This window comes from Rhodoferax sp. (genome assembly GCF_023700745.1).
In the GTDB taxonomy this organism is placed as follows: Bacteria; Pseudomonadota; Gammaproteobacteria; order Burkholderiales; family Burkholderiaceae_C; genus Rhodoferax.
Map to the genome: position 1 here is coordinate 26,438 of NZ_JAMPYG010000001.1, position 22,848 is coordinate 49,285.

Consider the following 22,848-nt stretch of genomic DNA (forward strand, 5'->3'; position numbering starts at 1 on the left):
TCCCCTAGACCCAAGGAGTCACCCATGTCAGATGTCAAGCCGGCTTACAAGCGAATTTTGCTCAAATTGTCGGGTGAGGCACTGATGGGTGATGACCAGTTTGGCATCAATCGTGACACCATTGTGCGCATGGTCGATGAAATCGTGGGTGTGACTGCCCTCGGTGTTCAGGTCGCTGTGGTCATTGGGGGAGGCAATATTTTTCGTGGTGTGGCGGGTGGGTCGGTTGGCATGGACCGTGCCACGGCCGACTACATGGGCATGCTGGCAACGGTCATGAATTCACTGGCGCTGGGCGATACCATGAACAAGGCTGGCTTGACGGCGCGCGTGATGTCGGCCATCGCCATTGAGCAGGTGGTCGAACCTTATGTGCGCCCCAAGGCCTTGCAGTACCTCGAAGAGGGCAAGGTGGTGATTTTTGCGGCTGGCACGGGTAATCCGTTTTTCACCACCGATACCGCTGCCGCGTTGCGTGGTGCCGAAATTGGCGCCGAGATTGTGCTTAAGGCCACCAAGGTTGACGGCGTTTACAGTGCGGACCCCAAAAAAGATGCCGCTGCAACCCGTTACAGCAAGATTTCATTTGATGAGGCCATCTCGCAAAACCTGGGCATCATGGATGCCACGGCGTTTGCCTTGTGCCGCGATCAAAAACTGCCGGTCAAGGTGTTTTCGATTTTCAAGCACGGCGCGCTCAAGCGCGTGGTGCTGGGTGAAGATGAGGGTACCTTGGTGTATGCCTGAGCGTGACGGCCTTGACCGCCACAGCCCATCTGTTTTTTTATTTTGAACCCTGAGTGAGGAATGACCCATGTCAGTCGCCGAAATTAAAAATATTGCAGAAACCAAGATGGACCAATCCATTGAGGCTTTCAAACATAACTTGACCAAGATCCGTACTGGTCGCGCCAACCCCGCCATTTTGGACACAGTGCACGTCGATTACTACGGCTCCCTGGTGCCGATCAGCCAGGTGGCCAATGTGTCGCTGCTGGATTCCCGCACCGTCAGTGTGCAACCCTGGGAAAAGGGCATGGGTGCCAAAATTGAAAAAGCCATTCGTGACAGCGATCTCGGTTTGAACCCATCTTCCATGGGCGACCTGATCCGTGTGCCGATGCCACCGATGTCCGAAGAACGTCGCAAGGAATTGACCAAACTGGTGCGCAACGAGGGCGAGGGCGCCAAAATTGCCGTGCGCAATTTGCGCCGCGATGCCAACGAGGGCGTCAAGAAACTGGTCAAGGACAAGTTGGCATCCGAAGATGATCAAAAGCGCTGTGAGACCGACATTCAAAAAGTGACCGATAAACACATTGGTGTCATTGATCAACTGGTGGCAGCCAAAGAACACGACATCATGGCGGTTTGACCGGGCATGACGAACAAGTCAACGCCCACCCATGTGGCCATTGTCATGGATGGCAACGGTCGCTGGGCGTCAAAGCGGTATTTACCCCGCATTGCGGGTCACAAGCAGGGGGTCGATGCCCTCAAGCGTTGTGCCCGGGCCTGTGAGGCCCGCGGCATCAAGGTGCTCACGGTGTTTGCCTTTTCTTCTGAAAATTGGCAGCGTCCGCAAGAGGAAGTCTCCGGTCTGATGGATTTGTTTGCCTTGGCCCTGGGGCGCGAGGTGCCGCAGCTGAATGCCGATGGGGTGCAATTGCGCTTCATTGGCGAGCGCCAGGGCTTGTCGGCCCGCGTGCTCAATGGCATTGAGCAGGCTGAAGCCGCCACTGCGGCCAACCAGCAATTGGTGCTGAATGTCTGTTTCAATTATGGTGGCCGCTGGGACATCGTGCAGGCGGCTGCGCGTGTGGCTGCCCAGGGCTTGGCCATGACTGAGCAGAATTTGAGCCAGACGATGGCGTTGGCCCATGTGCCTGACCCCGATCTGGTGATCCGCACCGGCGGCGAGCAGCGCATCAGCAACTTCCTGCTGTGGCAATCGGCTTATTCCGAATTCTTCTTCTGTGACACACTGTGGCCGGACTTTGATGAGGCTGCACTCGATCTGGCGATTCATTCCTATGGTCAGCGTGAGCGTCGCTTTGGCAAAGTCCCAGGCCAGAGTGATGTGCCAACCATGCCAACTGGCCCCGATTGAGGATATCTGTCATGCTCAAGCAACGTGTGATCACGGCTGTGGTGTTGCTGCTGGTGTTGTTGCCCGCGCTTTTTTTTCATGATCCGGCCCCTTTCAATTTTCTGGCACTCCTGTTCATGGCCGCAGCTGCCTGGGAATGGGCGCGTTTGAACGGCTATCGCTTGTCCGCCAGCTACTTGGTGGGTGCCGTGTGTGGCTTGATTTGCGCCGGCTTGTGGTGGGCCGGCTGGCTGGCCAGCACCCAGCCCCGACTTTGGCTTTTGACTGGCGCTGCCTGGGTGCTGCTGGGAAGCTGGGTGTTGCACGCGGGCGTGCCGGCCTGGGGGCGGCTGCATTCCGGTTTTCGTCTGGGGCTGGGTCTGCTGGCACTGGTACTCACCTGGCTGGCGGTTGCCCAGGCCAGATTGATCGGCACCAATTTCCTGCTGTCGGTGTTCGTGCTGGTGTGGGTTGCCGACATTGGCGCTTATTTCGCCGGTCGCACCTGGGGCGGGCGGTTGGTCTCGCGCAAACTGGCGGCCTCCATCAGTCCGGGCAAAAGCTGGGAAGGGGTCTGGGGCGGCATGGTGGCGGTGTTGCTGCTGGCCTGGATCTGGACCCGGTTTGATCTGTGGGCGCAACCCGTGGCGCCCAGTTTTTACAGCCATCTGGCCGGGCGTGGCGCGGCATTCGTCGTGATCGCCTGTTTGTTCATGGCGGCCATGAGTGTGGTGGGCGACCTGTTCGAGTCCTTGGTCAAGCGCAGCGCCGGCGTCAAGGACAGCAGCAACCTGCTGCCCGGACATGGCGGTGTACTCGACCGCATCGATGCCTTGTTGCCCAGCCTGCCGCTGGCCATGATGCTCTACACATTTTGAGAGTGACGATGTTGGATTCAACCGGTTTGAAAAAACAACGGGTCGCGGTTTTGGGCTCGACCGGCTCGATCGGCGTCAGCACCCTTGAGGTGCTGTCACTGCACCCGGACCGTTTTGAAGTGTTTGCTTTGACCGCCTCAACCCAGGTTGACAAATTGCTCCAGCAATGTGTGCAGTTCCGACCCAGCTTTGCAGTCATGGCCAGCCAGACACATGGCGATGAACTGGCGCGTCAATGCCGTGACCTGGGTTTGTTGACCCAGGTGTTGTCCGGTCCGGACGCGATCACCGACATGGCCCGCCATGAACAGGTGGATGTGGTGATGGCGGCCATTGTGGGCGCGGCCGGGCTGGCTTCATGCCTGGGTGCGGCCCGGGCCGGAAAACGTCTGTTGCTGGCCAACAAGGAAGCCCTGGTGGTTGGTGGAGACTATTTTTTACAAACCGTGATGGCAGGTGGTGCCAAGCTGTTGCCAATTGACAGCGAACATTCCGCTGTCTTTCAGTCCCTGCCTGAAGACGCCACGACCTGGGCTGCGCAGATTGACAAGATCATTCTGACGGCATCGGGCGGACCGTTTCGCCGGCGTGACCCGGCCAGCTTTGCCGAGATCACGCCCGAGCAGGCCTGTGCCCACCCGAATTGGGTCATGGGGCGCAAAATTTCGGTGGACTCTGCCACCATGATGAACAAGGCGCTGGAGGTGATTGAGGCACGCTATCTGTTTGGCGTGACCCCCAGGCAGATCGAGGTGGTGATTCATCCGCAAAGCGTCATCCATTCGATGGTCCAGTACCGCGACCACTCCGTGATGGCTCAGCTTGGCACGCCCGACATGAAGGTGCCGATTGCTTACGGCCTGTCCTGGCCGCAGCGCATGACCTCGGGCGCCAGTGCGCTGGATTTCCGGGCCATGACGGATTTGACGTTTGAGTCGCCAGATGCCAACGGCCATGGCCAGCGCTTTCCCGGCCTCGCCCTGGCCTGGGCGGTGCTGGCCGCGCCTCAGGGCAGTACGGCTGTGCTCAACGCGGCCAATGAAATCGCCGTTGCGGCTTTTCTGGCCGGCCAGATCCGCTTTGATCAGATGCATGCCGTCAATCTCGAAACACTCGCCAAGGTACAACCCGCGCCGCCGGGTTCGCTCGAAGATTTGCTGGCACTCGATGCGCAAAGCCGTGATGCCGCGGCGCGTGTGGTGGCCCGGCTGGCAGCCTGATCACATGTTGACTGTCATCTCCTTCCTCGTCGCCATTGCCCTGCTGATTGCCGTTCATGAGTACGGCCACTACCGGGTGGCGATTGCCTGTGGCGTCAAGGTGTTGCGTTTCTCGATTGGTTTTGGCAAGCCATTGTTGCGTTGGCAGTCCAAAAGCAGTGGTACGGAATTTGTGCTGGCCTTGTTTCCCCTGGGTGGTTTCGTCAGGATGCTCGATGAGCGCGAAGCTCCGGTAGCACCTCTTGAACGCCATCTTGCCTTTAATACCCAAAGCCTGATGCGGCGCAGTGCGATTGTGGTGGCCGGTCCCGCGGCCAATTTGCTGTTGGCGGTGCTGTTGTACAGCGTGGTCAACTGGATTGGAGTGCAACTCCCGGCAGCCATCCTGGCGCCGCCGCAGGCTGAGTCCCTAGCCGCCAAAGCCGGGCTGGTTGGTGGCGAGCGGGTGTTGCGTGCCGCTCTGGACGGCGAGGCGGAGCTTGAGGTGCTGTCATTCGACGATCTGCGCTGGCAATTGACCCGCGGCGCGCTGGAGGGGCTGGATGTTCGGCTTTGGGTGCAAGGGGAGAAAGCCAGTACCGAGCGTGAATTTCTGCTCGGACTCTCGGGGCTGGACAGCAACGAGGTTGATGCTCGGCTGTTTCAGAAAATTGGTGTTACAGGCCCCATGACCCGCCCTGTGATTGGTGATGTCATGCCGGACTCAGCCGCTGCGCTGGCGGGTTTGCTGGCAGGAGACGAAGTCACTCAGGTCGATGGCAAGTTGATTGTGGATGGTCAACAGCTGCGGATGTTGATTCGCCAGTCGGTGACGAATCAGGTAGTGTCAAGCCAGATATGGACCATTTTGCGCGATGGCCAGCGTTTGCAACTGACGGTGACGCCACGCGTGGTGCTGGAGCAGGAGCTGCCGATTGGCCGCATTGGTGCCTATGTGGGCGCACCCCCTGAACAGGTGCTGGTGCGTTATGGCGTGTTCGAGGGCAGCTGGCAGGCACTGGATAAAACTTGGGATGTTTCGGTATTGACACTCAAGATGATGGGCCGGATGCTGATTGGTGAAGCCTCCATCAAAAATATCAGCGGTCCACTGACGATCGCCGACTATGCCGGTAAATCGGCGGGTTTGGGCCTGACCCAGTATCTGGCTTTCCTGGCGCTCATCAGTGTCAGTCTGGGTGTTTTGAATTTGCTGCCGGTGCCGGTGCTGGATGGCGGACACCTGATGTATTATCTTTGGGAGGGTGTCACGGGTCGACCTGTCTCCGATGCCTGGATGGAACGTTTGCAACAAGGGGGTGTTGCCATCCTGATGCTCATGATGTCGGTCGCTCTTTTTAACGATATTTCCCGATTGTTTGGCTGACCCTTGCCTCATTTGCCAGCACCCTTTATTTACTGAATTCAACTATGCAACTCAATCGTTTTCGTCTTACTACCTGCGCCGCGCTGGCTTCCATGATTCTTGTTGCCCAGTCCGCCTGGGCTGTTGATCCGTTCACGGTGCGTGACATCCAGATCGAAGGTTTGCAGCGGGTCGAACCAGGGACCGTGTTTGTCTCCTTGCCAGTGCGGGTGGGCGATACTTACAGCGATGACAAGGGTGCGACCGCCATCCAGAGCCTGTTTGCGCTGGGCTTGTTCAAGGATGTGCGCATAGAGGTGAAAGGTGATGTGCTGGTGGTGGTGGTCGAAGAGCGCCCCACGGTGGCCAATGTGGAGTTTGTCGGCACCAAGGAGTTTGACAAGGATGTGCTGGTCAAGTCGATGCGCGATATCGGCCTGGCGGACGGCCGGCCTTTTGACAAGGCGCAACTGGACCGTGCCGAGCAGGAGCTCAAGCGCCAGTACATCAATCGCAGTCTGTATGCCGCCCAGGTGGTGTCCACCGTGACGCCGATCGAACGTAACCGCGTCAATCTGACGTTTACCGTTGTTGAGGGTGAGCCAGCCAAAATCAGTGAAATCCGGATTGTTGGCAACAAGGCGTTCAGTGAATCCACCTTACGTGATTTGTTTGATCTCGATACCGGAGGCTGGTTGAGCTGGTACACCAAGTCCAACCGTTATTCGCGCGCCAAGCTCAATGCCGACCTTGAAACGCTGCGCTCCTATTACCTGAGTCGCGGTTATCTGGAGTTCAAGATTGACTCGACCCAGGTCGCCATGCAGCCCAACAAGACCGATATCGGGATCAACATCAATATCACCGAGGGCGAACGCTACGTTGTCAGCAGCGTCCAGCTGGCAGGTGAGTACCTGGGCAAGGAAGACGAATTCAAGTCGATGGTGACGATCCGGCCGGGTCAAGCCTACAACGCCGACGATGTCGCCAAAACAACCAAGGCATTCTCTGACTATTTTGGCAACTTTGGTTACGCCTTTGCGCGCGTCGAGGCCAAACCCGAAATTGACCGCGTCAACAACCGGGTGAGCCTGGTGCTGCAAGCCACCCCCTCGCGCCGCGCCTATGTGCGCAAGATTGACGTGGCAGGTAACACCCGCACACGCGATGTGGTGGTGCGCCGCGAATTCCGCCAGCTTGAAGCATCGTGGTACGACGGCGACAAAATTCGCCTGTCGCGCGATCGGGTCGACCGCCTGGGCTATTTTGGTGATGTGGCCATTGAAACCCAGGAAGTACCAGGGACCCCGGATCAGGTTGACCTGACCGTCAATGTCACGGAAAAGCCCACCGGCAGCCTGAGTCTGGGGGCCGGTTATTCGAGTGGTGATGGTCTGGGGCTGTCGTTTGGTCTGAAACAGGAAAATGCCTTTGGTTCCGGCAATTCCCTGGGTATTCAGATCAATACCAGCAAATTCAACCGGGTGGTCGTGCTCAACACCACCGACCCATATTTCACCGAAGATGGCGTGTCGCGCACGTTTGACCTCTATTCCAAAACCAGCAGCCCCTACCAGGATGAGGACTATTACAAACTGGAGTCCTCGGGGGCCAGTTTGCGTTTTGGCGTGCCGTTTACCGAAATCGACACCGTGTTTTTCGGCGCTGGCATTGAAAAAACGACCATTGTTCCAGGTACCCTGTTGCCCGCCTCCTACCAGAGTTACGCTGACGAATTCGGCTATTCAAGTACTGCCTTCCCACTCACTGCGGGTTGGGCGCGCGATAGCCGCGACAGCTCCCTGGCGCCCACCAGCGGGCGTTTCCAGCGGGCCAATGCCGAGTGGTCTTTCGCCGGCGATGCCAAGTACCTGCGCGCCACCTACCAGTTCCAGCAGTATTTCCCGTTGAGCAAGCAGTACACCGCTGCCTTCAATACCGAAATTGGCCTGGGCAGCGCGTCGGGTAGCCGCTCTTACCCGGTATTCAAGAATTTTTATGGCGGTGGTCTGGGTTCGGTGCGCGGTTTCGATCAGGGCAGCCTGGGGCCCCGGGATGCCACGGACACCGTGATCGGCGGCTCACGCAAGCTCAATATCAACATGGAAGTGTTGGCGCCGTTCCCGGGGGCAGGCAATGACCGTACCTTGCGGATGTATGGTTTCTGGGATATCGGTATGGTCGGGGGAGATAACGCAGTCAACGCAAATGCCAACGACCTGCGTTCGTCGGTGGGGGTCGGGATCAGCTGGATTTCCCCGGTGGGGCCATTGCGTCTGGCGTTTGCCAAACCCATTCGCAAGTTTGATGGCGATAAAATCCAAAGCATGCAATTTCAAATTGGGACCAGTTTCTAATGAATCATTTTTTACGTCATATTTGTGCTTTGAGTTTGTGCGGCCTGTCTGCCATGTCCTTGCAGGCGCAGGAGTTGCGCATGGGCTTTGTCAGCACCGACCGTGTGCTCAAGGAAGCCGGCACCGCCAAAGCAGCGCAGACCAAGCTGGAACAGGAGTTTTCCAAGCGTGAAAAAGAGCTGGTTGAGCAGGGTGCCAGCATCAAGGCACTGGCTGATAAATTTGAGCGCGAAGCGCCCACTTTGCCCGAAACCCAGCGCCAGACGCGTCAAAAACAATTGCTGGAGCAGGACCGCGATTTTCAGAGAAAGCGACGCGAGTTTCAGGAAGACCTGAATTCACGTAAAAATGAGGAATTGCAGGTGGTGATTCAGCGTGCCAACAAGGTCATCAAGGAGATTGCCGTGGCTGAAAAATACGACTTTATTTTTCAGGATGCGGTTTACGTCAATCCCAAGCATGACATGACCGACAAAGTGATCAAGGCGCTCAACACGCCTGCGGCAAAGTAATTCTGACCTCAAGTCTGGTTGCGCGTGACCCTGCGATTGGCATCCATTGTTGAAGCGCTGGGCGGCGAATTGCATGGTGACGCCAGCCTTCTGATCGAAGGTCTGGCGCCTCTTGAAAGTGCCCAGTCAGGGCAACTCAGTTTTCTCAGTCATCCCAAGTACCAGAACCAGCTGGCAGCTTCACGGGCAGCCTGTGTCATCGTCAGTCCGCAGTTTCAGGAACTCGCCTGTGCGCGGGGTGCCTGCATCGTGACCGACCAGCCCTATTTGTACTTTGCCCGGGTTACCCAACTCTGGAAAAAGACCTTGGGCGTTGCTGTTGGGCCGCGAATTCATCCGAGTGCCGTGATCGACCCCCTGGCCCGTGTGCACCCTAGCGCGCAGATCGGTCCACTGTGCGTGGTCGAGGCGGGTGCGGTGATTGGTGCCCTGACCGTACTCAAGTCGCGCGTGACACTGGGTGAGCGCTGTGTGGTGGGTGAGCGCTGCATCATCCACGCCGGGGTGGTGATCGGGGCCGACGGCTTTGGCTTTGCCCCCAACGCGGGTACCTGGGAAAAGATCGAGCAACTTGGTGCGGTGCGCATTGGCAATGATGTCGAAATTGGTGCCAACACCTGCATTGACCGGGGTGCGCTGCAAGACACTGTGATTGAGGACGGTGTCAAACTCGACAACCTGATCCAGATTGGCCACAACGTGCACATCGGCCAGCACACGGCCATGGCAGGTTGCGCCGGCGTCGCCGGCAGTGCCATCATCGGAGCCCATTGCACTGTGGGCGGAGGGGCGATTGTGCTGGGCCATCTGACGCTGGCCGACGGGGTTCACATTTCTGCCGCTTCAGTGGCGACGCGTTCCATTCACAAGCCGGGTCACTACACCGGCATGTTTCCACTCGACGACAACGCAGCCTGGGAAAAAAACGCCGCATCGCTCAAACAATTGGCCAGTCTGCGCGAGCGCATCCGTGCGCTTGAGGTGCAACTCAATAAATAAAATTCGAACCAAGGACCCACGATGGACATTTACAAGATTCTCACCAAATTGCCACACCGCTACCCCTTTTTGCTGGTGGATCGGGTGCTCGCGATTGACAAGGGCAAAACCATCAAGGCACTGAAGAATGTCACCATCAATGAGCCCTTCTTCCAGGGGCATTTTCCGCACCGTCCGGTGATGCCGGGTGTGTTGATGCTCGAAGCGCTGGCACAAGCAGCTGCCTTGCTGGCCTTTGATGCCATGGATTCTGGCGCCACCGACGACATGGTCTACTACTTTGCCGGCATGGAAGGGGTTCGTTTCAAGCGTCCGGTGGAACCCGGTGACCAGCTGATCCTGGATGTCGAATTGCTGCGCATGAAAGCCGGTATTTTCAAGTTCAAGACCTGCGCCACCGTGGACGGTGTGCTGGCCGTTGAGGCCGAACTCACCTGCGCCATGCGCAAGATAGCCTGAGGAGGCGCAATTGACCGCCATTCATGCCACAGCCCTGGTGGATAGCGCTGCCGAACTTGACAGTTCGGTCACCGTCGGACCCTACACTGTCATTGGCCCACACGTCAAAATTGGCGCCGGCACCACCGTTGGCCCGCACTGTGTGATCGAAGGCCACACCACCATTGGTTGCGATAACCGCATTTTCCAGTTTGCCTCGCTGGGTGCCATTCCGCAAGACAAAAAGTATGCCGGTGAACCCTGCGAGCTGGTCATCGGCGACCGCAACACCATCCGCGAGTTTTGCACCTTCAACATCGGCTCGCCCGGTGATGTTGGCGTGACACGCGTCGGTGACGACAACTGGCTGATGGCTTATGTGCATCTGGCGCATGACTGCCAGGTGGGTAACCACACCATTTTTGCCAACAGCGCGCAATTGGCGGGTCATGTGCACGTGGGCGACTGGGCGATTCTGGGTGGTTTTACCGTGGTGCACCAGTTTGTCCGCATCGGCGCGCACAGCATGACGGCCATGTGCGCGTTGCTGTTTGCCGACTTGCCGCCCTTTGTCATGTGCCAGGGGCAACCGGCAGCGGCGCGTTCGATGAACTTTGAGGGTTTGCGCCGCCGCGGTTTTTCGCCTGACCGCATCAGCGCCGTCAAGGCCATGCACAAAGCGCTTTACCGTGATGACCTGACGCTGCAGGCGGCCCGGGAGCGGATTGAAAATTTAACGCAAACTTATCCCGAATCCCTGCCAGACGTGCAGATGATGGTCGCGTTCCTGGATCAGACGTCGTCCCAGCGCGGCATCGTGCGCTGATTTTTTTACCGCCACCCCATGCAAGTCGCCCTGGTCGCTGGTGAAACCTCGGGTGATTTGCTGGCCGGTTTATTGCTGGTTGGCTTGCAGCAGCGCTGGCCGGGTTTGCAGTCGGTGGGCATTGGTGGCCCGCAGATGGCACAGCGTGGTTTTGAGGCCTGGTGGCCGCACGACAAGCTCGCCGTCCATGGCTTTGGCTGGGAGGTGCTGCGCCGGTACCGTGAGATTGTGGGCATCCGCAGCCAGCTCAAAGCGCGCCTGTCACAAAACCCTCCAGACGTTTTTATCGGCGTGGATGCACCCGACTTCAATCTGGATCTGGAAGCGGCTTTGCGGGCCCAGGGCGTCAAGACCGTGCATTTTGTCTGCCCGTCCATCTGGGCCTGGCGACCCGAGCGGATTGAGAAGATCAAGCGCAGCGTTGACCATGTGCTGTGCATTTTTCCGTTCGAGCCGGCGCTGCTGGCCGCTCATGGCATCGCCGCCACCTATGTCGGTCACCCTTTGGCCAACGTGATTCCGATGCAGCCTGATCAGCTTGCGGCGCGCGCCAGACTCGGTCTGACCCAGCAGGACACGGTGGTAGCCATTTTGCCGGGCAGCCGCGATTCTGAAATTTCCCATCTGGCATCGCATTTCTTCGCGGCGGCCAGGCTGATCCGGCAGGTACGGCCTGAAACCAAATTCATCGTTCCTGTGGTGCCGGCACGCCAGGCACAAATCGAGGCGGCGTTGCAGGGCAGCGGCATGGCTGACCAGGTGCAACTGGTAACGGGTCAGTCCCACACGGTGCTTGCTGCCTGCGACGTGACCCTGATCGCCAGCGGCACGGCCACGCTGGAGGCCGCCCTGTTCAAACGTCCGATGGTCATCGCCTACCGTATGGGCTGGTTGTCGTGGCAAATCATGCGGCGCAAGAAACTGCAGGCGTGGGTCGGGTTGCCCAATATCCTGTGCCAGGATTTTGTCGTGCCGGAGCTGCTCCAGGATGCGGCCACGCCGCAAGCGCTGGCGCATGAAGTTTTGCAGTGGCTTGACGCAAAAGCCCGTCAGCCTGAGAAAATACAGGCTCTTGAACAACGCTTTTGCGCACTGCACGCCGAGTTGCAGCGCGACACACCCCAACTTGCTGCCCATGCCATCGCGCAACTCCTCTCCTCATAAGTCTGGCACCAAACGGCCAGCCAACCTGCAGCAGGTCTCGCTGCAATGGGATGTGACCGGCCTGATCGCCGGGGTCGACGAGGCCGGTCGTGGTCCGTTGGCGGGTCCGGTCGTGGCTGCTGCAGTCATTCTGGACGAACTCCATCCGATCAGGGGTTTGGCCGACTCGAAAAAACTCACGGCAGGCAAACGCGAGGCGCTGTTTGACGAGATCCGGGCCAAGGCCCTGTGTTTTTCTGTGGCGCAAGCCAGCGTGCAGGAAATTGATGCAATCAACATCCTGCAGGCGACCCTGCTGGCCATGCGCCGCGCCGTCGAGGGCTTGCGCCTGAGCCCCAAACTGGTGCTGGTCGACGGCAACCGCCTGCCGGTGTTACCCATGCGCGCCGAGGCCATCGTCAAGGGCGATGCCCTGGTAGCGGCCATTTCGGCTGCATCGATTCTGGCCAAGGTCACACGTGACCGCTGGTGCCAGGAGGTCGATCCCTTGTACCCGGCCTATGGCTTTGCCCGACACAAAGGTTATGGCACCTCGGTACATCTGGCGGCCCTGCAAGCGCATGGCGCCTGTCCGGAGCACCGCACCAGTTTCCGGCCGGTGACCGAGGTGCTGAACGGAGCCATGCCATGACCTCGCCGCAGGTGCTGCACATCAGCTCGCGCGACAACGCCTTGCTCAAGGACCTCAAACGCCTGGCCCATGGAACGACCGAGTACCGCAAACAGCAGCGCATCTGGGCCGAGGGTGACCATTTGTTGCTTGCGGCCTTGGGGCGCGGTGTGCGGCCTGCACTGGGTCTTTTTGCGGCCTCCTATTGGCCGTCTGCGCCGGCGGTTTATGTGCAGGCGGCGCTGAAAAATATTGTCCTTACCGACCCGCTGTTTGATGATCTCAGCACGCTTGAGTCGCCGGCCCGCATGGGCTTTCTCTTTGATTTGCCGGCAGCGCCGGAATTCCGGCCCGATGTGGCAACCGTCATCCTGGACCGGGTGCAGGATGCCGGCAATGTGGGTGCCATTTTGCGCAGTGCCTCGGCCTTTGGTTTCAAGCAGGTCATTGCGCTCAAAGGCACGGCGGCGCTTTGGAGTACCAAGGTACTGCGCGCCGGCATGGGCGCCCATTGGGGGCTGCAGCTCATTGAGGGGGCAACCCTTGATCGGCTGGATGGAATGACTGTGCCGCTGCTGGTCACCAGCTCGCACCGCGGCAGTTTTTTGCACCAGTCGCTCCTGAAAAAGGAGCTGCCTATGCCATGTGCCTGGGCTTTGGGACATGAAGGGCAGGGCGTGAGTGCCGAGCTGGAGGCACGCGCCACCGGCCATGTGCGGATTGCCCAGCCGGGTGGGGAGGAGTCGCTCAATGTGGCGACTGCCGCTGCGATTTGTCTGCATGCGAGTGCCACGGTACACCTGGCCTAGGGTTGCCCCTGGGTTATAATCGAGCTCAATTTCGCACCCGCGTACGCTCACAGCAGCAGTCCACCCATCCCAGTCAACAGCCGCTTCAGGAACCGTTCCTGGGTGCGTGGGCGTACCCGCAACTATTTCGGAGAACCCAGTGCTTTTGTCTCTCAAGGGAAATACCCCATCGGCCATTCTGGCGCTCGCAGACGGCACGTTCTATCTTGGTAATTCCATCGGGGCCACGGGTTCCACGGTGGGGGAGGTGGTTTTCAACACCTCCATGTCCGGCTACCAGGAAATCCTGACCGACCCCAGTTACTGCCAGCAAATTGTCACCTTGACCTATCCGCACATCGGCAACTATGGTGTCAATGCGCAGGATGTCGAGTCTGACCGCGTCCATGCCGCTGGCCTGATCATCAAGGACTTGCCTTTGCTGGCGTCCAACTTTCGTTCCAGTCAGGCGCTCGATGCGTATTTGCGTGAACAGGGCACGGTGGCGATTGCCAACCTTGACACTCGCCAGTTGACGCGCCAACTGCGCACACAAGGCGCGCAAAACGGCTGCATTCTGGCCCTGGCCGCCGGTGAGGTGGTGACGCAGGCGGTGATCGACCGGGCGCTTGCCCTGGCCAGGTCGGCGCCGGACATGGCGGGTACCGATCTGGCCAAGGTGGTCAGCGCCAAAGCGGGTTATGAATGGACGCAGACCGAGTGGGAGCTATTCAACCCGGCGCTCGGTGGCGGCGCTGGGTACGGCGAACAAACCGCGCCACGTTTTCACGTGGTCGCTTATGACTTTGGCGTCAAAAAGAACATCCTGCGCATGTTGGCCCAGCGTGGCTGCAAAGTCACCGTGGTGCCAGCGCAGACCTCGGCAGAGGACGCCCTCAAACACCAGCCCGACGGTATCTTTTTGAGCAATGGCCCCGGTGACCCCAAGCCTTGCGACTACGCCATTGCCGCCGTTGCCGAGTTGATCGACAGCGGCATCCCGACCTTCGGTATTTGCCTGGGGCACCAGATCATGGCGCTGGCCTCCGGCGCCAAGACATTCAAGATGAAGTTCGGTCACCACGGCGCCAACCATCCGGTCAAAGACCTGGACAGCGGCCGTGTCAGCATCACCAGCCAGAACCACGGATTTGCAGTGGATGAAGCAAGCCTGCCGACCCATCTGCGTGCCACCCATGTCAGCCTGTTCGACGGCACCTTGCAAGGTCTGGAACGCACCGACAAGCCGGCTTTCTGCTTCCAGGGCCACCCCGAGGCCTCACCCGGCCCGCATGACATCGGCTACCTGTTCGATCGCTTCATCACCGCCATGGAGTCACGCGGATGAGTTTTTACGGTGTCACTGACCTGTGGACCTATGTGATTGGTGCCTTTGGCATTGTCTTGCTGCCCGGGCCCAACTCACTGTACGTACTGTCGGTGGCGACTGCACGCGGCGTGCGCGCCGGATTCCAGGGCGCTTACGGCGTGTTTGCGGGCGACACCATTTTGCTGTTGTGCACCGCGTTGGGCGCGGCCGGCGTGTTGCGCACTTACCCGGCCATGTTCATGGTGGTCAAGTACGTGGGCGCAGCTTATCTGGCGTGGGTCGGATTTAATCTGCTGCGCGCGGCCGTTGCCGGTTTGCGTGCACAGCCCGAGCTGATGGGCAGCGAGAGAAATGACGCCCATCGCACAAGCCCCGCCAACACCGCACATTTACAGCGTCCGTTTCGGCGCGCCCTTGTCATCAGCCTGCTCAATCCGAAGGCAATTCTGTTTTTGCTGTCGTTTTTTGTCCAGTTCATCGACACCAGTTATGCCCATCCAGAAGTGCCATTTTTGATTTTGAGCGCCATCCTGATGACATTCAGCGCTCTGTATCTGTCGGTGCTGATCTTCACCGGGGCCAAACTGGCACAAGGTTTTGCGCAGCGTAAAAAGCTGTCGGCCGGGCTGTCAAGCCTGGTGGGCGGCCTGTTTCTGTGGTTTGGGGCCAAGTTGGCCACCGCCAGCCTGAATTAATAAATCAAAAGAGTCGTCCTTCAACATGCCAAAACGCACTGACATCAAAAGCATCCTCATCATTGGCGCAGGTCCGATCATCATCGGCCAGGCCTGCGAATTTGACTACTCCGGCGTGCAAGCCTGCAAGGCGCTGCGTGAAGAAGGCTACAAGGTCATCCTGATCAACAGCAATCCGGCCACGATCATGACCGACCCGGCCACGGCCGATGTAACCTATATCGAGCCGATTACCTGGAAGACGGTCGAAAAAATCATCGCCAAGGAGCGTCCGGATGCGATTTTGCCGACCATGGGTGGCCAGACCGCGCTCAACTGCGCGCTCGACCTCTGGCACAACGGCGTGCTTGCCAAGTACACGGGTGCGGCCACCGGCTTGCCCGTTGAGTTGATCGGGGCCAAGCCGGAGGCGATTGACAAGGCCGAAGACCGCCTCAAGTTCAAGGATGCGATGACCAAGATTGGTCTGGGCTCTGCGCGTTCGGGCATCGCCCACAGCATGGACGAAGCCTGGGCAGTGCAAAAAACGGTAGGCTTCCCGACCGTGATCCGCCCCAGTTTCACGCTCGGCGGCACCGGCGGCGGCATTGCCTACAACCCCGAAGAATTTGTCGTGATCTGCAAGCGCGGCCTCGAAGCCTCGCCCACCAACGAGTTGCTGATCGAAGAGTCGCTGCTCGGCTGGAAAGAGTACGAGATGGAGGTGGTGCGCGATACCGCCGACAACTGCATCATCGTCTGCTCGATTGAAAACCTGGACCCGATGGGTGTGCACACTGGCGACTCGATCACGGTCGCACCGGCGCAGACCCTCACCGACAAGGAATACCAGATTCTGCGCAACGCGTCGCTGGCGGTGCTGCGCGAGATTGGCGTCGATACCGGTGGCTCCAACGTGCAGTTCTCCATCAACCCCAAGGACGGGCGCATGGTGGTGATCGAGATGAACCCACGCGTCAGTCGCTCCAGTGCGCTGGCTTCCAAGGCCACGGGTTTCCCGATTGCCAAGGTGGCGGCCAAACTGGCGGTGGGTTACACGCTGGACGAACTCAAGAACGAGATCACCGGGGGAGCCACGCCGGCCAGCTTTGAGCCCAGCATCGACTACGTGGTCACCAAGATTCCGCGTTTTGCCTTCGAGAAATTCCCCGCTGCCGACAGCCGCCTGACCACCCAGATGAAGAGCGTGGGTGAGGTCATGGCCATGGGCCGGACCTTCCAGGAGTCGTTCCAGAAAGCCCTGCGTGGCCTTGAAGTCGGCGTCGACGGCATGAACGAAAAAACCCAGGACCGCGAAATCCTGGAGCGCGAACTCGGCGAACCCGGGCCCGACCGCATCTGGTACGTGGGCGACGCCTTTGCTGCCGGCTGGAGCGTGGACGAGGTGTTTGAACTCACCAAGATCGACCGCTGGTTTTTGGTGCAAATCGAACAAATCGTCAAAATCGAACTTGAAATCGAGCAGCTGCCGCAGCCTGCCGTGGGTACGGCATTGGATGCAATTGATGCAGCCACGCTGCGCGCCTTGAAGCAAAAGGGTTTTTCCGACCGCCGCCTGGCCAAGCAGTTCAAGACCAGCGACACCGCGGTGCGTGCCCGCCGCCACGCCCTGGGCGTGCGCCCGGTGTACAAACGGGTCGATACCTGCGCGGCTGAATTCGCCACCAACACGGCCTACCTCTACTCCACTTATGAGGCCGAGGGCTCCGAGTGCGAAGCGGCACCCACCAACAACAAGAAAATCATGGTGCTTGGTGGCGGCCCGAACCGCATCGGTCAGGGCATCGAATTTGACTACTGCTGTGTGCACGCGGCCTTGGCCATGCGCGAAGACGGTTTCGAGACCATCATGGTCAACTGCAACCCCGAGACCGTTTCCACCGACTACGACACCTCGGATCGCCTCTACTTCGAGCCGCTGACGCTCGAAGACGTGCTGGAAATTGTCGACAAGGAAAAGCCTTATGGTGTGATCGTCCAGTACGGCGGTCAGACCCCTCTGAAGCTGGCGCTCGACCTGGAAGCCAATGGCGTGCCCATCATCGGCACCAGCCCCGACATGATCGATGCCGCAGAAGACCGCGAGCGTTTCCAGAAGCTGTTGCACGAACTCCAATTGCGCCAGCCACCCAACGCCACCGCGCGCACCGAGGCCGAAGCCTTGGAGAAAGCCGCTGCTCTGGGTTACCCGCTGGTGGTGCGCCCGAGCTACGTGCTGGGTGGCCGCGCCATGGAAATCGTGCACGAGCAGCGCGACCTGGAGCGCTACATGCGCGAGGCGGTCAAGGTCAGCAACGATTCGCCGGTGCTGCTGGACCGATTCTTGAACGATGCCATCGAGTGCGACGTGGACTGCGTGCGCGACGCCACCGGGCAAACCTACATTGGCGGTGTCATGGAACACATTGAACAGGCCGGCGTGCACAGTGGCGACTCAGCCTGCTCGCTGCCGCCCTACAGCCTGTCTGCCGAAACAGTGCGAGAGATCAAGCGCCAGACCGCCGCCATGGCCCATGGCCTGAACGTGGTAGGTCTGATGAACGTGCAGTTTGCCATTCAGCACCTGGACGGCAAGGATGTGATTTTTGTCCTTGAAGTCAACCCGCGGGCCTCGCGCACCGTGCCTTTTGTCTCCAAGGCCACGGGCGTGCAACTGGCCAAGGTGGCGGCACGCTGCATGGTTGGTCAGACGCTGGCCTCGCAGGGCATCAGTGGCGAGGTGGATCCGCCTTATTTCAGCATCAAGGAAGCCGTGTTCCCGTTCGTCAAGTTCCCGGGTGTGGACACCATTCTGGGGCCCGAGATGAAGTCCACCGGTGAGGTCATGGGCGTCGGAAAGACCTTCGGCGAAGCCTTCGTCAAGTCGCAAATGGGCGCGGGCAGCAAGTTGCCACGGCCTTTCATGGCCAACGGCGAGCCTTCCGGCAAAGTGTTTTTGTCGGTCAAGAACAATGACAAGCTGCGGGCTATCGACGTTGCCAAGTCGCTGGTGGCGATGAATTTCAGCGTGGTGGCGACCAAGGGAACGGCTGCTGCCATCAATGCCGCCGGTGTGCCCTGTGGCGTCGTCAACAAGGTCACCGAAGGGCGTCCGCACATTGTTGACATGCTGAAAAACAACGAGATTGTGCTGGTCATCAACACGGTCGAAGAGCGTCGCAACGCGATTGCCGATTCGCGCCAGATCCGCACCTCGGCGCTGTTGGCCCAGGTCACCACGTTCACCACCATTGCCGGCGCAGAGGCGGCGGTGGAGGGCATGCGCTACATGGATGCGCTCGATGTGATTTCTGTGCAGGAGATGCATGCGCAATTGAACGCAGGGTAAACCTTTGCCTGTCAGCCGCATATTCGCGGCATAATTCAATCCATACCGCCGGACGGCAACGTTCGGCGGTTTCATTTTGTGACCTTTCATTTTCACGGAGCTTGACGTGGCGACCCTTCCCCTTACCAAACGTGGTGCTGACAAACTCAAAGCCGAGTTGCATCAACTCAAGGCATTTGAGCGCCCAGCGGTCATCAACGCCATCGCCGAGGCGCGCGCGCAGGGTGATCTGAGCGAAAACGCCGAATACGAATCGGCCAAGGACAAACAGGGTTTTGTCGAAGGACGCATCAAGGAAATCGAAGGCAAGCTTTCGGCGGCGCAAATCATCGACCCGACCGAGCTCCATGCCGATGGCCGAGTGGTTTTTGGTGCCACCGTGGAGCTCGAAGACGAAGAATCCGGCCAAAAAGTCACTTACCAGATCGTCGGCGAAGACGAGGCGGACCTCAAACTTGGTCTGATCAACATTAACAGCCCGATTGCACGCGCCCTGATCGGCAAGCTTGAAGGCGACACGGCTGAGGTGCAGGCGCCCGGTGGCTTGCGCCACTACGAAGTGGTGGCGGTCAGCTATATCTGATCGGAATGGCTGCGCGTTTTCAGGCTTTGGCACCCTGGCTGGCCGCCTTGTGGTGGGGCAGTCTGACCACCTTGGGCGCAGTGGTCGTGCCTTTGCTGTTTGTGCATTTGCCCAGCCCGGCATTGGCGGGTGGCATGGCGGCCAAATTGTTCACCGCGCAAACCTGGCTCGGTACCGGCTGTGGCCTGTTCTTGCTGTTGCTGAGCCGGTCGAGCCAGGGGCAGCCCACGACCGGACGCTTGCAGTCCGCCATGATGTTCATCATGCTTGGGGTGTTGCTGGCGCTACTGTCGGAATTTGCGGTTGCCCCCAGAATTGTGAGCCGGGATAATTTACGTCTTTGGCACAGTGTTGGCAGCGCGATGTTTGCGCTGCAATGGCTGTGCGCCGGGGTGACGTTCTGGAAGATGACCCGGACGCAGGGCTAGGGGCAACTTATCAGCCCTGGCTGCGTTTCTTGATGCTGACCTGCTTGGGCTTGGAGCGTTTCACCTGGCCGCCTGAGGTCAGGCGCTGGTTGCCCAGCACGCGCAGGGTTTTGACTTCAGGACGCTGGCCGCCGCGGGTGCTGTACTTGAGCACTTTGACATCGCGCGGGCCGGGCTTGCGGTCTTCGTCAGCGGTTTTTTCGCGCTCGGGCAGCGGCCGCCACAGCACCAGCAGTTTGCCAATGTGCTGGATTGGGGCGGCGTTCAGTTCGTCGGCCAGGGTTTGAAACATGGCTTCGCGAGCGGCACGATCGTCAGAAAAAACGCGTACCTTGATCAGGCCATGGGCCTTGAGCGCGGCGTCGGCTTCTTTTTTGACGGCAGCGGTCAAGCCATCGCCACCGACCATGACCACGGGGTCGAGGTGGTGGGCTTCGGCGCGATGAACTTTGCGTTCGGCAGGGGTCAGTTGAATTTGAGACATAACAGTATTATCGGTGAGAACTATGAAATCAGCAGTTAAAAGCAGCAAGGTCAACCGGGCCTGGCTCAATGACCATGTCAATGACACCTACGTCAAGCTCGCCAAAAAGGACGGCTACCGGGCGCGGGCAGCCTACAAGCTGCAGGAAATTGACGACACCCTGCACCTGATCAAGCCGGGCCAGTTGGTGGTGGACCTGGGTTCGGCCCCGGGGGCCTGGAGCCAGTATGTACGGCGCAAGCTGTCGCCCAAATCAGCCACCGGTGGCGGCGCGGCCGCGGGCGAGCTCAATGGTCGCATCATTGCGCTTGACTTGTTGCCGATGGAGGCGATTGAAGGCGTGCTGTTCATCCAGGGTGATATACGCGAGGATGCCGTGTTGGCGCAATTGGCAGAGCACATGCAGGGCCAACTGGCCGATGTGGTGATTTCCGACATGGCGCCCAATTTGTCGGGCATCAGCTCGGCGGACGCGGCGCGCATTGAGCATTTGATTGAACTGGCGCTGGAATTTGCGCAAGACCACCTCAAACCCGAAGGGGCGCTGGTGGCCAAGGTGTTTCATGGCGGCAGTTACGACACGCTGTACCAGCGCTTTCGGGACACCTTCGTCACGGTCAAGCGCATCAAGCCTAAAGCCTCGCGCGACAAGTCTGCGGAGACCTTTTTGATCGGTCTGACTTTGAAAAACCCCTGAATTCCTTGTTGTCGCTGTGGCTGCTGCTGATGGGACTTGCCAAAGGGCAGGCTGAACAGCCTAGAATTGAGCCACTTTTTATGGCATTTGATCGAATGTATTTCTACTGGAGTTTTGCTTGAACAATCCATGGTTTTCAAAAATTGCGGTCTGGATGGTCATTGCGATGGTGTTGTTCACCGTCTTCAAACAATTTGACACGCGTCCGGCGGCCGGGGCTGGCTATCTGGGTTATTCCGACTTTCTGGAAGAAGTTCGCGGCAACCGGATCAAAAGCGCCGTTATCCAGGAAGGCCAAAGCGGTACCGAAATCATTGCGGTCACCGTTGATGACCGCAAGGTCCGCACCACCGCCACTTACCTTGATCGCGGGCTGGTCGGGGATCTGATTGCCAACGACGTCAAATTCGACGTGCGTCCGCGCGAAGAAAGCTCCCTCCTGATGACCCTGCTGGTCAGCTGGGGCCCGATGCTGCTGCTGATTGGTGTCTGGGTGTACTTCATGCGCCAGATGCAGGGCGGCGGCAAGGGCGGTGCCTTCAGTTTTGGCAAGAGCAAGGCGCGCCTGCTTGATGAAAACACCAACACCGTGACCTTTGCCGATGTGGCAGGCTGCGACGAAGCCAAGGAAGAAGTCAAGGAAGTGGTGGACTTCCTGAAAGATCCCGCCAAATTCCAGAAGCTCGGTGGCCGGATCCCACGTGGTTTGCTGCTGGTCGGCCCGCCGGGTACCGGCAAGACCTTGCTGGCCAAGAGCATTGCCGGCGAGGCCAAGGTGCCGTTTTTCAGCATCTCGGGTTCGGACTTTGTGGAAATGTTTGTCGGTGTTGGCGCCTCGCGGGTGCGTGACATGTTTGACAACGCCAAGAAAAACGCGCCCTGCATCATCTTCATCGATGAAATTGACGCGGTCGGCCGCCAGCGCGGTGCCGGTTTGGGCGGAGGCAATGACGAGCGCGAGCAAACCCTCAACCAGATGCTGGTCGAGATGGACGGTTTCGAGACCAATGTTGGCGTGATCGTGGTGGCTGCTACCAACCGTCCTGACATCCTGGATGCGGCCCTGTTGCGTCCGGGTCGTTTTGACCGCCAGGTCTATGTGACGCTGCCCGACATCCGTGGCCGCGAGCAGATTTTGAACGTGCACATGCGCAAGGTGCCCTTGAGCCCGGACGTCAACGCCGCCGTGATTGCCCGTGGCACACCCGGCATGTCGGGTGCCGACCTGGCCAACCTGTGCAACGAAGCAGCCCTGATGGCAGCGCGGCGCAATGCCCGCACCGTGGAGATGCAGGACTTCGAGAAAGCCAAGGACAAGATTTTGATGGGACCGGAACGCAAGAGCATGGTCATGCCCGAGAGCGAGCGGCGCAACACGGCTTACCACGAGTCGGGCCATGCCCTGATCGGCAAGCTGCTGCCCAAGTGCGACCCGGTGCACAAAGTCACCATCATTCCGCGCGGCCGCGCGCTGGGTGTCACCATGAGCTTGCCGGCACAGGACCGCTACAGCTACGACAAGGAGTACATGCTGAACCAGATCAGCATGCTGTTTGGTGGCCGCATTGCCGAAGAAGTGTTCATGAACCAGATGACCACCGGTGCCAGCAACGACTTCGAACGTGCCACCCACATCGCCCGCGACATGGTCATGCGCTACGGCATGACGGCAGCGCTCGGGCCGATGGTCTATGCCGAGAACGAGGGCGAAGTCTTCCTTGGCCGCTCTGTCACCAAGACCACCAACATGAGCGAAGAAACCATGCAGAAGGTCGACGCCGAAGTGCGGCGCATCATCGACGAACAATACGCCCTGGCGCGCCGCCTGATCGAAGAACACAGTGAACACATGCACGCCATGGCGAAGGCCTTGCTGGAGTGGGAAACCATCGACAGCGACCAGCTGGACGACATCATGGCCGGCAAGCCACCCCGGCCGCCCAAGGACTGGTCGCCACGCATGCCAGCCTCAAACTCGGATACCGGCAGCGGCGGCACACCCGCCGTCAATCCGGATGCAGCCCCTCACGCGGCCTGAGCGGAAAACACCAACAACGGGGCTGCGGCCCCGTTTTTT

The 22,848-nt window shown here is 59.3% G+C and carries 22 protein-coding genes; 21 read left to right on the forward strand and 1 reads right to left on the reverse strand.

Features of this window, described 5'->3' with window-relative positions; translation table 11 throughout:
* Positions 1 to 24 precede the first annotated feature (24 nt).
* The 19 genes from pyrH to NDJ10_RS00245 all read left to right on the forward strand — a co-directional run bounded on the left by pyrH (position 25) and on the right by NDJ10_RS00245 (position 19,590).
* Positions 25 to 747 (forward strand): UMP kinase, encoded by a 723-nt coding sequence (gene pyrH, locus NDJ10_RS00155; RefSeq protein WP_296159003.1) that lies wholly within the window; start codon positions 25 to 27, stop codon positions 745 to 747.
* Positions 748 to 814: 67 nt separating this feature from the next.
* Positions 815 to 1,375, forward strand: a complete 561-nt coding sequence (gene frr, locus NDJ10_RS00160) for a ribosome recycling factor (RefSeq protein WP_296159004.1) — start codon at positions 815 to 817, stop codon at positions 1,373 to 1,375.
* 6 nt (positions 1,376 to 1,381) lie between these two features.
* Positions 1,382 to 2,110 (forward strand): polyprenyl diphosphate synthase, encoded by a 729-nt coding sequence (uppS, locus tag NDJ10_RS00165; RefSeq protein ID WP_296159005.1) that lies wholly within the window; start codon positions 1,382 to 1,384, stop codon positions 2,108 to 2,110.
* Between the two features lie 11 nt (positions 2,111 to 2,121).
* Positions 2,122 to 2,967, forward strand: a complete 846-nt coding sequence (locus NDJ10_RS00170; protein WP_296159006.1) for a phosphatidate cytidylyltransferase — start codon at positions 2,122 to 2,124, stop codon at positions 2,965 to 2,967.
* 8 nt (positions 2,968 to 2,975) lie between these two features.
* Positions 2,976 to 4,187: a 1-deoxy-D-xylulose-5-phosphate reductoisomerase gene (ispC, locus tag NDJ10_RS00175; RefSeq protein ID WP_296159007.1), complete on the forward strand. Its 1,212-nt coding sequence runs from the start codon at positions 2,976 to 2,978 to the stop codon at positions 4,185 to 4,187.
* A 4-nt stretch (positions 4,188 to 4,191) separates the two neighbouring features.
* Positions 4,192 to 5,553, forward strand: coding sequence for an RIP metalloprotease RseP (gene rseP / locus NDJ10_RS00180; protein WP_296159008.1), 1,362 nt, complete (start codon positions 4,192 to 4,194; stop codon positions 5,551 to 5,553).
* Positions 5,554 to 5,597: 44 nt separating this feature from the next.
* Entirely contained in the window at positions 5,598 to 7,889 is a 2,292-nt protein-coding gene (gene bamA, locus NDJ10_RS00185) for an outer membrane protein assembly factor BamA (protein ID WP_296159010.1), read from the forward strand.
* Positions 7,889 to 8,401 (forward strand): OmpH family outer membrane protein, encoded by a 513-nt coding sequence (locus NDJ10_RS00190; protein WP_296159011.1) that lies wholly within the window; start codon positions 7,889 to 7,891, stop codon positions 8,399 to 8,401. The genes bamA and NDJ10_RS00190 overlap by 1 nt, the downstream gene beginning before the upstream one ends.
* 24 nt (positions 8,402 to 8,425) lie before the next feature.
* Positions 8,426 to 9,400, forward strand: coding sequence for a UDP-3-O-(3-hydroxymyristoyl)glucosamine N-acyltransferase (lpxD, locus tag NDJ10_RS00195; RefSeq protein ID WP_296159012.1), 975 nt, complete (start codon positions 8,426 to 8,428; stop codon positions 9,398 to 9,400).
* 21 nt (positions 9,401 to 9,421) lie between these two features.
* Positions 9,422 to 9,859 (forward strand): 3-hydroxyacyl-ACP dehydratase FabZ, encoded by a 438-nt coding sequence (fabZ, locus tag NDJ10_RS00200; protein WP_296159013.1) that lies wholly within the window; start codon positions 9,422 to 9,424, stop codon positions 9,857 to 9,859.
* 10 nt (positions 9,860 to 9,869) lie between these two features.
* Positions 9,870 to 10,664, forward strand: a complete 795-nt coding sequence (lpxA, locus tag NDJ10_RS00205) for an acyl-ACP--UDP-N-acetylglucosamine O-acyltransferase (protein WP_296159014.1) — start codon at positions 9,870 to 9,872, stop codon at positions 10,662 to 10,664.
* 18 nt (positions 10,665 to 10,682) lie between these two features.
* Entirely contained in the window at positions 10,683 to 11,828 is a 1,146-nt protein-coding gene (gene lpxB / locus NDJ10_RS00210; protein WP_296159015.1) for a lipid-A-disaccharide synthase, read from the forward strand.
* Positions 11,800 to 12,459 (forward strand): ribonuclease HII, encoded by a 660-nt coding sequence (rnhB, locus tag NDJ10_RS00215; RefSeq protein WP_296159016.1) that lies wholly within the window; start codon positions 11,800 to 11,802, stop codon positions 12,457 to 12,459. Before lpxB ends, rnhB begins: the two co-directional genes overlap by 29 nt.
* On the forward strand, positions 12,456 to 13,247 hold the full coding sequence (locus NDJ10_RS00220; protein WP_296159017.1) for an RNA methyltransferase: 792 nt from the start codon (positions 12,456 to 12,458) through the stop codon (positions 13,245 to 13,247). The genes rnhB and NDJ10_RS00220 overlap by 4 nt, the downstream gene beginning before the upstream one ends.
* A 139-nt stretch (positions 13,248 to 13,386) precedes the next feature.
* On the forward strand, positions 13,387 to 14,574 hold the full coding sequence (carA, locus tag NDJ10_RS00225) for a glutamine-hydrolyzing carbamoyl-phosphate synthase small subunit (protein WP_296159019.1): 1,188 nt from the start codon (positions 13,387 to 13,389) through the stop codon (positions 14,572 to 14,574).
* On the forward strand, positions 14,571 to 15,251 hold the full coding sequence (gene leuE, locus NDJ10_RS00230) for a leucine efflux protein LeuE (protein ID WP_296159020.1): 681 nt from the start codon (positions 14,571 to 14,573) through the stop codon (positions 15,249 to 15,251). The genes carA and leuE overlap by 4 nt, the downstream gene beginning before the upstream one ends.
* A gap of 25 nt (positions 15,252 to 15,276) precedes the next feature.
* Positions 15,277 to 18,579 carry a carbamoyl-phosphate synthase large subunit gene (carB, locus tag NDJ10_RS00235; RefSeq protein WP_296159021.1) on the forward strand — a complete coding sequence of 1,101 codons (3,303 nt, stop codon included), beginning with the start codon at positions 15,277 to 15,279 and terminating at the stop codon, positions 18,577 to 18,579.
* A gap of 106 nt (positions 18,580 to 18,685) precedes the next feature.
* Positions 18,686 to 19,162 (forward strand): transcription elongation factor GreA, encoded by a 477-nt coding sequence (gene greA, locus NDJ10_RS00240; protein ID WP_296159022.1) that lies wholly within the window; start codon positions 18,686 to 18,688, stop codon positions 19,160 to 19,162.
* A gap of 5 nt (positions 19,163 to 19,167) precedes the next feature.
* On the forward strand, positions 19,168 to 19,590 hold the full coding sequence (locus tag NDJ10_RS00245) for a DUF4149 domain-containing protein (RefSeq protein WP_296159023.1): 423 nt from the start codon (positions 19,168 to 19,170) through the stop codon (positions 19,588 to 19,590).
* Positions 19,591 to 19,600: 10 nt separating this feature from the next.
* Here NDJ10_RS00245 and NDJ10_RS00250 read toward each other — a convergent pair whose 3' ends face one another.
* Positions 19,601 to 20,074 (reverse strand): YhbY family RNA-binding protein, encoded by a 474-nt coding sequence (locus NDJ10_RS00250; protein ID WP_296159024.1) that lies wholly within the window; start codon positions 20,072 to 20,074, stop codon positions 19,601 to 19,603.
* A 22-nt stretch (positions 20,075 to 20,096) separates the two neighbouring features.
* Between NDJ10_RS00250 and NDJ10_RS00255 the strand changes: the two genes are divergently transcribed.
* Together NDJ10_RS00255 and ftsH are read left to right on the forward strand one after the other, a co-directional pair.
* The gene (locus tag NDJ10_RS00255; protein ID WP_296159026.1) at positions 20,097 to 20,771 is read left to right on the forward strand and encodes an RlmE family RNA methyltransferase; all 675 of its coding nucleotides are present in this window, start codon (positions 20,097 to 20,099) and stop codon (positions 20,769 to 20,771) included.
* A gap of 118 nt (positions 20,772 to 20,889) precedes the next feature.
* Positions 20,890 to 22,809, forward strand: a complete 1,920-nt coding sequence (ftsH, locus tag NDJ10_RS00260; protein WP_296159027.1) for an ATP-dependent zinc metalloprotease FtsH — start codon at positions 20,890 to 20,892, stop codon at positions 22,807 to 22,809.
* Positions 22,810 to 22,848 lie beyond the last annotated feature (39 nt).